General features: G+C 44.2%; 11 protein-coding genes and 2 tRNA genes. 2 read left to right on the forward strand and 11 right to left on the reverse strand.

All coding sequences use genetic code 11. The features are described from left to right. Positions 1–951: 951 nt before the first annotated feature. Positions 952–1027, reverse strand: a tRNA-Asn gene (locus Q4A84_RS08745). A 118-nt stretch (positions 1028–1145) separates the two neighbouring features. On the opposite strand from Q4A84_RS08745, the gene Q4A84_RS08750 reads away from it, so the two are divergent. Continuing rightward, positions 1146–1649, forward strand: a complete 504-nt coding sequence (locus tag Q4A84_RS08750) for a hypothetical protein (RefSeq protein ID WP_303088547.1) — start codon at positions 1146–1148, stop codon at positions 1647–1649. A 50-nt stretch (positions 1650–1699) separates the two neighbouring features. Here Q4A84_RS08750 and Q4A84_RS08755 read toward each other — a convergent pair whose 3' ends face one another. The 10 genes from Q4A84_RS08755 to Q4A84_RS08800 form a co-directional block, all read right to left on the reverse strand. Further along, the gene (locus Q4A84_RS08755) at positions 1700–2593 is read right to left on the reverse strand and encodes an ABC transporter permease subunit (protein ID WP_303088548.1); all 894 of its coding nucleotides are present in this window, start codon (positions 2591–2593) and stop codon (positions 1700–1702) included. Then, positions 2586–3557: an ABC transporter permease subunit gene (locus Q4A84_RS08760; protein ID WP_303088549.1), complete on the reverse strand. Its 972-nt coding sequence runs from the start codon at positions 3555–3557 to the stop codon at positions 2586–2588. Before Q4A84_RS08760 ends, Q4A84_RS08755 begins: the two co-directional genes overlap by 8 nt. 9 nt (positions 3558–3566) lie before the next feature. Further along, positions 3567–4691: an ABC transporter ATP-binding protein gene (gene potA / locus Q4A84_RS08765; protein WP_303088599.1), complete on the reverse strand. Its 1125-nt coding sequence runs from the start codon at positions 4689–4691 to the stop codon at positions 3567–3569. 325 nt (positions 4692–5016) lie between these two features. After that, positions 5017–5093: transfer RNA gene (locus tag Q4A84_RS08770), tRNA-Pro, on the reverse strand. A 32-nt stretch (positions 5094–5125) separates the two neighbouring features. Then, positions 5126–5455, reverse strand: coding sequence for a hypothetical protein (locus tag Q4A84_RS08775; RefSeq protein ID WP_303088550.1), 330 nt, complete (start codon positions 5453–5455; stop codon positions 5126–5128). Beyond that, positions 5439–5741: an integration host factor subunit alpha gene (locus Q4A84_RS08780; protein WP_303088551.1), complete on the reverse strand. Its 303-nt coding sequence runs from the start codon at positions 5739–5741 to the stop codon at positions 5439–5441. The genes Q4A84_RS08775 and Q4A84_RS08780 overlap by 17 nt, the downstream gene beginning before the upstream one ends. 77 nt (positions 5742–5818) lie before the next feature. After that, positions 5819–8179, reverse strand: a complete 2361-nt coding sequence (pheT, locus tag Q4A84_RS08785; RefSeq protein WP_303088552.1) for a phenylalanine--tRNA ligase subunit beta — start codon at positions 8177–8179, stop codon at positions 5819–5821. Positions 8180–8236: 57 nt separating this feature from the next. Further along, positions 8237–9226 carry a phenylalanine--tRNA ligase subunit alpha gene (gene pheS / locus Q4A84_RS08790; RefSeq protein WP_303088553.1) on the reverse strand — a complete coding sequence of 330 codons (990 nt, stop codon included), beginning with the start codon at positions 9224–9226 and terminating at the stop codon, positions 8237–8239. Between the two features lie 323 nt (positions 9227–9549). Continuing rightward, on the reverse strand, positions 9550–10413 hold the full coding sequence (locus Q4A84_RS08795; RefSeq protein WP_303088600.1) for a phosphoribosylaminoimidazolesuccinocarboxamide synthase: 864 nt from the start codon (positions 10411–10413) through the stop codon (positions 9550–9552). Positions 10414–10527: 114 nt separating this feature from the next. Next, positions 10528–11742 (reverse strand): calcium-binding protein, encoded by a 1215-nt coding sequence (locus Q4A84_RS08800; protein ID WP_303088554.1) that lies wholly within the window; start codon positions 11740–11742, stop codon positions 10528–10530. A gap of 396 nt (positions 11743–12138) precedes the next feature. Between Q4A84_RS08800 and Q4A84_RS08805 the strand changes: the two genes are divergently transcribed. Further along, positions 12139–12552 (forward strand): hypothetical protein, encoded by a 414-nt coding sequence (locus Q4A84_RS08805; protein ID WP_303088555.1) that lies wholly within the window; start codon positions 12139–12141, stop codon positions 12550–12552. Positions 12553–12673 lie beyond the last annotated feature (121 nt).

The raw sequence follows: 12673 nt of genomic DNA on the forward strand, positions 1-12673 counted from the left end.
ATTTTAAAACAATTAGTAAAGCATGATTTGTACTAGTTATCTAGGACAGCCCCAATAATTATCTAGTCATCAACTGAAGATGGAATTTTCTAGCATGTTAAACTTGGGCAGATCTGTTTCTTTGAAAATAATTGCTTATTTTTTATTTCTTGTTCTTTATGGTCTTGTTCTGATAACTCTACAATCAAAAATGAGTCAGATAAAGTAAGTTCTATCAATAGATATGTGTTCAGAGATATAGCCGATTCAATATACCATGATATTCCGGCACCTAAGTTCCTTGGATATGAAAATGGTGTAGACGTAACACGATTTTATAAGGGACAAATCCCTTCTGATATGAATATAAATTTATTAATACAACAACTTAATGATAATAACTATAGTACTAGATTTTTAAGAGAAGACAAAAAAATGACTGCGGCTTATCTTTTTTACACAAAAGGATTTATTAGAAGGGTAGAAACACAAATATATATTGAAGTTGACATAGATAATATTTCTAATTTTAAAGCAACTTATTTTAGTAGTTTAGATATTTAATGTGAGATGTTAAAAGGGATTAAAGAGAAATTTATTCAAGTAGGTTATAGGGTTACGGTGGATTTGTATGTTAGGGGCTTTCACTGGTAATTATCTTATTTTTTAAGTTTTAGTCAGCGATAAATATGCCTAATGAGAAACCATATGCTTGAATTACTAGGCTGGATGCTTGGTGTTTCAAGTAATTTATTGCTTTTTGTTTGATTTTTAGTGAATATGCCATGTAATGGGGTCTATTCAGTTAGAGTAGAGGCGTTATTTGTACTTTGATTAGCTATAGTTATTTTTATTTGACGATGTCTGATAAGTTATGCAGTCGTATTGAGTCTCATAATAAGCATAACGCTTGATGGGGGTGTAATGTCGAAAAAAGGAAAAGCCTAAACGATTGTTTAGGCTTGTGAAATTTGGCTCCCCGACCTGGGCTCGAACCAGGGACCTGCGGATTAACAGTCCGTCGCTCTACCGACTGAGCTATCGGGGATTTGAATTTTGAATTATAATTTAACTGAAAAACTTGTCAAGTATACGCGCCATAACAAAGAACCGTAAATTCCTATTGTATTGAAATCAAAAATAATTTTTCGGAAATAAAAAAGAAAATGTTGAGATTGCCTTGGTTGATATATAAGCTTTTGAAGAAAAAAGACAAGTTGATTATAAGAGGCTTGACTACAAATGAGGTTGCATTGGCAAAAAACGTATATGGCGATTTAATAGATTATCAAAAAGTAACGGTTATTAATTGTCCTTATTTGCCATGGCAGCCGTCAGGAACTTTTATGGCGCCTAATGGCTGTATTTTTGTATTTGGTAAGCATTATAAAGATGACTATTCTGTAGAAAATAGTATCTATCAGGGCATTTTTATCCATGAAATGGCGCATGTATTGCAATATCAGCGGGGCGTGAATGTATTTTTTTGGGGTGCATTACTGCAAACCGCTTACTATTTGAGCTTTAAGCGGTATAGCCCGTATCGCTACATTCTTCGGAAGGATAAGCCTTTTTTTGCTTATAATGTTGAGCAGCAGGGTGATATTGCACGTGATATCTTTCTTAAAAGAATCCCGAATATTTTGTTAAAGAATAAGCTGGAAAGATGAATGCCTGTCTGAAAACTTTCAGACAGGCATTTGATTTCAGGTGGAGAGGGTTAGTTATGTATGGCTTGTTCCACCGCTAATTTTTCTTGGCGCTCTGCTTCGGCCGTTTCCCGTTCTCGCTTGGTAGTTTGGCGCATCATGTACCAGTTGATGATGATAACCAGTGTGCCTACGATGGCAATGATGATGGTTGCCAGTACGTTCATTTGCGGATCCAAGCCTCGTTTGATTTTTGAGAAAATCACTTGGGGCAGTGTAGAAGAACCTGGGCCTGATAAGAATGACGTGATAACCAAATCATCCAGTGAGAGGGTGATGCCGAGTAAAAAGCCGGATATGATGGCGGGGGCAATCAAAGGCAATGTGATGATGAAAAAGATTTTTAACGGTCTCGCCCCTAGATCCATTGCTGCTTCTTCCAGCGACTGGTCAAGCTCCAGCAGGCGGGAGCGGATGACAACAGTAATGTAAGCCATACACAAGGTGGCGTGACCGAGGAATATGGTAAAGAAGCCCCGATCCAACCATTCTGCTTGTCCCCCTGTGATACCTTGAATCATGCCTTGCACTTGGATAATCAACAAAAGCAGAGATAAACCGGTAATGACGTCTGGCATAACCATTGGAGCTGAGACCATCCCCGCAAATAAGGTGCTGCCGCGGAAGCGCTTGATACGCGCAAGCGCATAGCCGGCTAAAGTACCGAGGATAACGGCAACGAAGGAAGAAACGACAGCAATACGCAACGATAACCAGGCGGCTTCTAAAATTTCACTGTTGTTAAGCAGGCGGCCATACCATTTGGTTGAGAATCCGCCCCATACGGTTACCAATCTGGAATCGTTGAATGAATAAATAACTAAGACAATCAACGGAATATAGAGAAAAGCCAAGCCGATAAACAGCATTATCTTTAGAAACCAAGATGTTTTCTGTTTAGCCATGTTTGGCTCCTTCTTCTAATTCACGGTTTTCGTAGTATTGAAACAAGGCAATGGGTACCACGAGCAGCAAGACCATAATGACAGCCAGTGCGGCGGCTAACGGCCAGTTGTTGGCATCGAAGAAAGTCATCCAAAGCGTTTTACCAATCATCAGATTGTCGGAGCTGCCCACTAAATCGGGTATGACAAATTCACCTACCGACGGCACGAATACCAGCATGGAGCCGGCAATAATCCCTGTTTTCGACAAGGGCAACGTGATGGTAAAAAATGATTTAATCGGCCCTGCACCTAAGTCGGAAGCGGCTTCCAAAAGGCGGCCATCGAATTTTGCCAACTGGGTATAAAGTGGCAGAATCATAAAGGGCAGGTAGGCATATACCATGACCAGGTTCAATGAAAAGGAGTTATAAAACATTTGTAACGGCTCATTAATAATGCCATATTTAATCAACAGGTTATTGATGATGCCGTTTTGGCTCAAGAGCCCCATCCATGCATAAACCCTCAGCAGAAAAGATGTCCAGAAGGGTAGCATGATGGCTAGAAGCAATGTATTCCGATAATTCGGCTTGGCGCGCGCAATAGCGTAAGCCATAGGATAGCCCAGTAGTAGGCAGACAAGTGTTGTAGTAATGGCGGTTTTTAAAGAAAGCCAATAGCTGCGCAAATATATATTGCTGCCTTCCACACCGCTGAAGCCCAACATGTGCTCAAGCGTGTTGAGAAAATTGGCAAAAATATCTTGGTAATTCTGATAGACGATGTGCAAAATTTGCTTGCCGGTTTCTTCGTCGTTCAGAAACAGATCGGTATAGGGAGGAATTTTTAATTCTTGTTCTGCAAAGCTGATTTTGAGCACAATGAAAAACGGAATTAAGAAAAGCACCAGCAGCCAAATATAAGGAATGCCGATGACAATACCTCGCCCCGGGCGCAAGCGGCGTTTGATGTTGATAGACATGGAATTTCCTTAATTGGTCAGCGGGGTAGGTTGGTTTTCAGGCCAGTCGAGATACACCTCTTCCCCCCACGTTGGCGGTGTTAAATTGCGCACATACCAATAAGGTGCGGGAACTTGGCTTTTAATGATGCGTCCGTTTTCCATTTGCACGTGATAGATAGCAAAGCTCCCCAGATAGGCGATATCTTTGACCACGCCCTTTGCCCAGTTGTGAGTATCGCGGTGTGCCGGTTTTTCTTTATGCAGATCAATATCTTCTGGTCGAATGCTAATCCAGATAGTCTGTCCTTCACTGCCCTGGAATTTTTGATCGGTATAAATTTTGCTCGGCAGTTCGGGGCAGTTGACCAAGGCATGGTTGTCATTCATTTTATCAACGGTACCTTCGAAAATATTAGTTTCGCCGATGAATTCTGCGGTAAAGCGGCTATTGGGGAAGTCGTAGATATTGCTGGGTGTGTCTACCTGTTTGAGTTGCCCGTCTGACATAATGGCGACTCGTGTGGCCATAGTCATGGCTTCTTCTTGGTCATGGGTAACCATGATGCACGTTACTCCAACTTTTTCTAATGTGTTGACTAATTCCAGCTGAGTTTGTTGGCGCAGTTTTTTGTCCAATGCACCCAGAGGTTCGTCAAGCAGCAAGATTTTGGGGCGCTTGGCAAGACTGCGTGCCAAAGCGACGCGCTGCTGCTGCCCGCCGGAGAGCTGATGAGGTTTGCGTTTGGCAAATTTAGTCATTTGAACCAGACGTAACATCTGCTCTACACGTTCGGCTATATCAGCTTTGGGTATTTTGTCTTGTTTAAGGCCAAAGGCAATGTTCTGCTCAACTGTCATATGAGGGAACAGAGCATAGCTTTGAAACATCATGTTGATAGGGCGATCGTAAGGGGCAAGGTGGGTAATATCTTGACCGTCAAGAATAATTTTGCCTTCGTTCGGCGTTTCCATGCCGGCCAGCATACGCAGTAATGTCGATTTGCCGCTGCCCGAACTACCTAGCAAGGCAAAAATTTCATGTTTTTCAATATTGAGGTCGATGTGATCGACAGCGTAATTGTCACCAAACTTTTTTACCAAACCTTGGATTTGCAGATAGGCTTGGTTGGCAGACGCAGTGGTCATGGCAATACTCCAATAAAACGAGTACCGCGAAGCGGAATTTCGCGAGGGTGAAAATAAAGCTGTTTGATTGCTTTCTGAATTTAGGGCCTTCAAGCGTTCGGGCAGCGCGAAAATGGAAACTTATTGTTTGAGAACCTGTAATTATATTTTGTTGTTGCCAATCGGGGCAATGGAAAATTTAATTTTTTATGTGGCAACTGGGGATTTTTATATCATTCAAAGTTGAGATTTTAAGGATTAACGCCTGTCTGAAAGTATTTTCAGACAGGCGTTGTAATTTTCGTATAAAAATCGCAGAAGCTTAGTTTATCAATCGAGATTTTTAAATTTTTGGTCGGAGTGAAAGGATTCGAACCTTCGACCCCTTGCACCCCATGCAAGTGCGCTACCAGACTGCGCCACACTCCGACTTGGAAAGGAAAAGGATTATATGAAAAGAATTACTGCTTGGCAAGGGCTTTCTCTATGCCAGACAGCATTTCCTCCAATGCACCTCGTACTTCTTCTGCGTCAGCAGCAGGATTGCCTTGGTAATCCAAAGCGTTGTGATTGAATTCATCAATAAAAGGCGCAAAAGTACCTTGAAGCTGGCGCAGCTTGACGATATCCTGCCGGGTATAATATTCGCCTCCGTAGCCGATAACAACACCGTTTGCATTTTGCCATTCCGCAAATTGAGCTGGGCTAATTTGCACTAATTCGCATAATTCGGTCAATGTGAAATAGCGTTTGGCAGGCAAGAGAGGAAGGGCGTTAGTGTTGTTTGTCATAGTAATGCTCTACCATGCCTTTTAATTTCTGGCTTGCATGGAATGTAACGACACGACGGGCGGAAATCGGCACTTCTTCTCCTGTCTTCGGATTGCGGCCGGGCCGTTGCGGTTTGTCTCGTAATTGGAAATTGCCGAAGCCGGAAATTTTGATTTCTTCTCCGCGCTCTAAGGTAGTGCGGATTTCTTCAAAAAAGAGCTCGACGATTTCTTTCGCATCGTTTTTGGATACGTTACTTACTTTTTCTACTAGAATATCGGCTAATTCGGCCTTGGTTAAAGTCATTTGATTACCTTTGTGTTTAGATAAGGGTGAGATTATCACTAGTTTTTATTTGAAATTCAAGTGAATATCTTAATTGCTTAAACTCTTAAGCGAGCATTTGTTGTTTCTGCCGCTTGAATCAAAGCGGCTATGACCGGTTCTACAACTTCATCGGTAAGCGTTGCATCCATGTCTTGAAGAATCACTTTTACTGCAATGCTTTTCATGCCTTCTGGCAATCCGGTGCCTCGATATACGTCGAACGCGCTGATTTCTTTAATTAACTGGTTTTTTACGTTGTGTAAAGCGGAAAGCAGCTGATCGTGGGAAACGCTTTCGGGCAGTACGAAGGCCAGATCACGACGGGAAGGCTGGTATTTGGAAACCGGTTGGTAGGTGGTTTTTGCTGCGTCTAATACAGTATCCATATTTAATTCAAATACCAACGGGGCTTGCGGCAAATCATATTTCTGCAACCATTTCGGATGAATTTCACCGATAAAGCCGATGATTTGGCCATTATAAATGATTTCCGCGGTGCGCCCGGGATGAAGCGCAGGATGTTCCGCTTTTGCAAATGTAATATCTTTACCGGCAAGCAAATTCTCTATATCGCTTTTGACATCGTAAAAATCGACTGTACGGTTTTTCTCGCCCCATTGTTCAGGGAATACGGTGCCGCATGCCAAACCGCCGATACGTTCATTCTGTATGAAGTTGCCGTCAGTGTTTTTAGCGAATGTGCGGGCAATTTCAAAGATGCGTACGCGGTTTTGCTTGCGGTTTAAGTTGTTTTTCAGAATTTCCACCAAGCCGCCGATGAGGGTGGAACGCATGACGCTATATTGTGCGGCCAGAGGGTTCTGCAGGCGTATGGGATTGGTATTTTGAGCAAAGTCTTGCTCCCATTGTTCGTCTACGAAGGCATAGCTGACCACTTCCTGATAATCGCGTGCGGCCATTTGGTGATAAACGGAGAAGCGTGAGCGGCGGGTTTCAGGCAGCTCCAACATGCTTAACTGGCCGGAAGTGTAATTGCTGGGAATGTTTTCGTAGCCGTACACTCGGGCGATTTCTTCAATCAAATCGGCTTCGATTTCAATGTCATAACGGAAACTCGGCGAGGTTACGGTAAAGCCGTTTTCGGTTTTTTGAGGATGGAATTCAAGCGCGTTGAGTATGCTCTCAATGCGTGTTTCGTTTATGGCAAGGCCTAATAATTTTTCAACCCTCTCGTTGCGCACTGTTACGGTTTTTCGACAGGGGAGGTTGCCTAAAGCTTCGGTTATCTTGCCTGCACGGCCTTGGCAGATTTGCAGTATCAATTCGCTGGTGCGCTCGATAGCGTCATGTTGCAGTTCGAAGTCTACGCCGCGTTCGAAGCGGAAAGATGAATCTGAACCGAAGCCATATTGGCGCGATTTTCCTGCTATAGCTGCAGGAGCAAACCATGCCGATTCCAATACGATATTTTTCGTATCATTTGACACGGCGCTTTCTGCACCACCCATTAGGCCGGCAATGCTTAATGCTCTTGTTTCATCGGCAACCACTAATGTGTTTTCAGACAGGCATACGGTTTTTTCGTTTAGGCATTCGAGCGTTTCGCCGCTCTTTGCTTTGCGGATAATGATTTTGCCGTTTAATTTGTCGGCATCAAAAACGTGCATCGGTTGGCCGAGCTCAAGCATGACATAGTTTCCGATGTCTACCAACGCAGAAACACTACGGATGCCGCTACGCTCCAAGCGCTGTTTCATCCAATCGGGCGTTTGGGCTTTGGCATCGACATCTTCGATAACACGGCTTAGAAAACGGCCGCAATCAGCGGGAGATTCGATACGGACAGGAAAAATTTTGTCACTTTGCACCGGAACCGATTTAACGGCTACGGGTGTGATTTCACATTGCGTCAGGGCGGCTGTCTCACGAGCCAAACCTTTTATGCTTAAGCAATCTGTACGATTCGGGGTGATTTTTAGTGTAAAAACGGTGTCATCCAAATCCAGATATTCTCGGATATTTTGGCCTATGGGTGCATCGGATGGCAAAATCAACAGCCCGTCGGCATTTTCAGACAGGCCTAGCTCTTTGGCCGAGCACAACATGCCGTTGGACGTTTGCCCGCGCATTTTGGTGGGCTTGATTCTGAAATTGCCGGGCAAGACGGCACCCGGTAAAGCACAAGGTATTTTGATACCCGCTTTTACATTAGGTGCGCCGCAAACAATTTGGATGATTTCGCCCGTGCCGGCATCCACCTGAGTAATGTTCAAACGGTCGGCATCGGGATGTTTTTCAACGGATTTTACTTCTGCGACGACAACGCCGGAAAAGGCGGGTGCAGCCAGATCAGCTTCTTCGACTTCAAGTCCGGCCATGGTTAGCATGTGTGCAAAGTCATTCGACGAGAGTTGGGTATTTGCCTGTGTTTTTAGCCAATGGTAAGAAAATTGCATTTTTTGTCTCTTGGATTCGGATTGCTTTGGATTTCAAATGGTTTGAAATATGATGGTTTATTTAAATTGTTTTAAAAAATTCAAATCATTATCAAAGAACAAACGTAAATCGTTGACGCCGTAACGCAGCATGGCGAAGCGGTCTAAGCCGATGCCAAACGCGAAACCGGTATATTGTTCAGGATCGATATTTACGTTTTGCAATACGTTGGGATGCACCATGCCGCAACCGCCGACTTCCAGCCATTTACCATTATCGCCCATGATGTCGATTTCGGCGGAAGGTTCGGTAAAGGGGAAGAATGAAGGGCGGAAGCGGACTTGTAAATCATCCCGCTCGAAGAAGCGGCGGATGAAATCGGTAAACACGGCTTTCAGATCGGCGAAGGTTACCCCTTCTTCTACCCACAAACCTTCGGCTTGATGAAACATCGGGGAATGGGTGGCGTCGGAATCAACGCGATATACGCGACCGGGTGCGATAATCCGAATGGGCGGATTCTTTTTGTCGAGCATGTAGCGGATTTGAATCGGCGAGGTATGGGTGCGCAAAACATCGCCGTTTTCTACGTAGAAAGTATCCTGCATGGCTCGGGCAGGGTGGTTTTGCGGAATATTCAGTGCTTGGAAATTGTGGAAGTCGTCTTCGATTTCAGGGCCGGCGGCCACCTCGAATCCTATGCTGTGAAAAAGTTCGACTACGCGTTGCAAGGTTAAGGTTACCGGATGCAGGCCGCCTGAGTTCTGGCCGCGGCCCGGTAGGGTAACGTCTAAGGCTTCGGCTGCCAGTTGGGCTTGCAATTTGGCCTCGCTTAATGCTTCGTGTTTGGCGTTGTAGGCCGTTTGGAAGCGATTTTTGCATTCGTTGATGTGCGCGCCGACGGTTTTGCGTTCTTCCGGCGGCATTTGGCCAAGCTGTTTTAATAAGGCGTTTAATTCCCCTGTTTTTCCCATGTATTGGGCTTTTACGAGTTCGAGGGTATTGAAATCCGAGGAGGATTCGATGGCGGCAATACCGGCGGCGGCAATGTGATCTACGTTTTGCATGGATGGTATTTCAAGGTAAATGGTAATGGCTTCAATCGATAGCAGATAGGACTTTTAAATTATCGGAAGCCCTAAGGCTAATTCAAAAGCCTGTCTGAAAAGCTGTGTATTGTAGCGTAAATATGTTTTTATAAACAGAACTATGGCATTTTTTAATGCCTATCTGAAAAATATCCGCTCAATAATAAGCAAAACCCGACTTGGAATGCCATTCATCTTCAATTGTGATTGCAAATTGATGAATATCACGCTTGACCTCAGCGGGTTTGCTTATTGTTTCAAAATAAATTTTTAGCGCAAAAGTAAACAATCGTACTTAAAGATTAATCGTGAGTTAATAACTTCAAGGCTTCCTGATATTTTTCGACGGTTTTTTGGATGATTTCGGCAGGAACGCGCGGCGCAGGCGCTTGTTTGTTCCAGCCGCTTTGTTCCAACCAATCGCGGATAAATTGTTTATCAAACGAAGGTGGATTGGTTCCTATTTGATATTGGTCGGCAGGCCAGAAACGGCTGGAATCGGGCGTAAGCACTTCGTCCATTAAGGTAAGCGTGCCGTTTTCATCCAGACCAAACTCGAATTTGGTGTCGCAGATAATGATGTCGCGCGTTTGGGCATAAGCAGCGGCTTCGGTGTAAAGGCGAATGGCTTTATCGCGTACTTCAGCCGCTAATTCTTTGCCTATGATGTTTTCGCATTCTGCAAAACTGATGTTTTCATCGTGATAGCCTACCGCCGCTTTGGTAGAAGGGGTAAAAATAACTTCCGGCAATTGCTGGGCTTCCTGCATGCCTTTTGCCAGCGGAATACCGCAAACAGAGCCGCTTTTCTGATAATCTTTCCAGCCGCTGCCGGCAAGATAACCGCGTACGATGGCTTCTACTTTTACAGGCGTAAGCTTGCGCGCAACCACGGCGCGTTTTTCTAGAATGCGCGCCTGTGCTTCGGGCAAAACGTTGTAAACCGTATCACCGGTAAAATGGTTGGGCATGATGTGGCTGAGTTTGTTGAACCAGAAATTGGAAATCTGAGTAAGGATTTCTCCTTTTCCGGGAATCGGATCGTCAAGAATTACATCGAATGCAGACAAGCGATCAGAGGCAACCATTAATATTCTTTTATCGTCTATTTCATAAAGGTCTCTGACTTTGCCGGAATAGATTTTTTTCAAACTGATATCGGCCATCATGCTGTTCCTAGAAAAATTAAGAAAAGGGGTGTTATTTTAACAGGATTCAGAATTGTCTTGCAGGTTAAGGCACAAAAAAACCATCCGTTTCGGATGGTTTGAGCTTGTTTTTCAGGCGATGGCGCTTTGGGCCTGTTGCTGGATGGTTTCCAAATCGCTGCTTGCTGGCAATGAGGTATAAAGGCTTTCAGTGGCTTGCTGAATTTGCTCGGACCCCCATGCCTCGCCGCTATTGAACAAGAATTCTTCAATTTGATATTCTTGCCCGTCGAACCATTGGCTAACGGTCAAAGTATCGTCAGAATCATGCAGACTGATTACTAAGTCGTTGCCGGAGCGGGATAATTCCAGATCGGATGCGCTAATTCCTTCTCCGAAGGAGATGCGGTCTTCGCTGCTTTCGGATGGATCATAATCAACGATGGTGTCGCAACCGTCGCCCTTGCCGAATTGATAAGTATCGAAGCCGAAACCGCCGTTGAGGAGATCATTTCCAGAGCCGCCGTTAAGCAGGTCGTTGCCATCGTGTCCGAAAATTTGGTCGCAACCGTCGCCACCTAATAAGATATTGTTGCCATCGTTGCCGTGCAATAGATTGTCTAAGCTGTTGCCGGTTAAGTTTAAGTCTTTATCGCCTAATAGGGTTAGGTTTTCAATATTGTCGCCGGCGGTGTAATCGATGGCGGTAAAAACGGTGTCGGTACCTTCTCCGTAGCATTCGACCACTGTATCGCCGATTTGGTCGACATAATAAGTATCGTTGCCTTCTCCACCCGCCATATAATCTGCACCGGATTCGCCGTCGAGAATATCGTTTCCGGCATGGCCGTAGAGATTATCGTTGCCTGCGCCGCCGCTTAAGTCGTTATGGCCGTCGTTGCCGTGTAAAACGTTATCTAGATTGTTGCCTGTTGCATTTAAATTGTTGTCGGTCAGCAGATGGACGTTTTCAACGTGATCGGGCAAGATGTAATTGATGCTGCTGAAAACATGGTCGTTACCTTCGCCGGCTTTTTCTTCGACTTTGTCGCCTGCGGCATCAACGTAATAAACATCGTTACCTGCGCCGCCGCGCATGGTGTCGTTGCCGGCTTCTCCGTCTAATACGTCGTCGCCCGAGCAGGCATTGATGATGTCGTTTCCGGCACGACCGGAAATGTCTTCGTCAATTCGGGTGCCGTTGATTACATCGGCTTTGTCGGTGCCGATAATGATTTTTTTATCGCCGGTACCGTTGTTGTCTACCCATGTTTTGTCGCATGAGCCATCGTTGCAGCCTGAAATTTGCTCTTCGGGCAGTAACCTCAGAGAATCGTTACTCATCATATACCTCGCTTTGGAAAAACGGCAGAATCATGCCGATAAATATGTCAATAAAATATAAAATTTGTATTGCATTGTAATTAATAGCTAGTTTATATTCAATATGGTTAGATATTTTTTTATGAAATTCGTATAAATATGTATGATTTTTGCATATTAGAAGATATTTAATTTTTAATGAGAATATGATTTTATCTTATCTGAAATGAATTGATTGCTCGTGTAAAATAACCGTTCTTCATAGCGTTAACTCAAAGCCGATAAAATTTGGTAAAATGATAGAAAATTGATTTAAAAGGTAAATTAAAAGTGAGTGTAAAATCAACCTCTGCGGCGGTCGCGGCGCTGTTGTTTATTGTTTTTAGTTTTAGTGCGCAAGCGGAAGAGGAAAGGCCGGTTTTGCCGACAAATAGCCGTGTGATTTATGAAGGTGGTCAGGCGGTTGGTAAAGGATCGGTGAGAGAGTATTCTGAATGGGTAGGAACGCCAACGCGTTTACTGTCAAGCGGGACTAGCTACGGTACGCGTATCGAAGTAGGTACGGTGTACCCCGATTCTTATTTTTATGACGATAGTCGTTATCCTAGTGGTTGGAGGGGCGATTATTTCCAGTGGCAGAATCGCATGCGTTTGAGAGAACATCGATTGGAAGCTCAGCATTTATCGCCGAATACGAACAATAAACTTTATAACGAAGTGGTAACCAAACAACGCTTGAAAGAGCGACAACAGCAAGGATTGGATAATAGGGAGCGACCGTACCCGCCGCCTCCGCCACCACCGAGACCTATTCCTGATAGAAACAGAATGTAACTTTTGGTTGGCTCGGTAAGCAGTAACTTTGAATTTCGGCCTTTCAGACAAGCATATGCCTGTCTGAAAGGCCGAATTTTTGATTGTTTATATGCCTGAACATGCTTTAGCTGGGTTACGA

Source organism: Neisseria sp., from assembly GCF_030527965.1.
GTDB lineage: Bacteria > Pseudomonadota > Gammaproteobacteria > Burkholderiales > Neisseriaceae > Neisseria.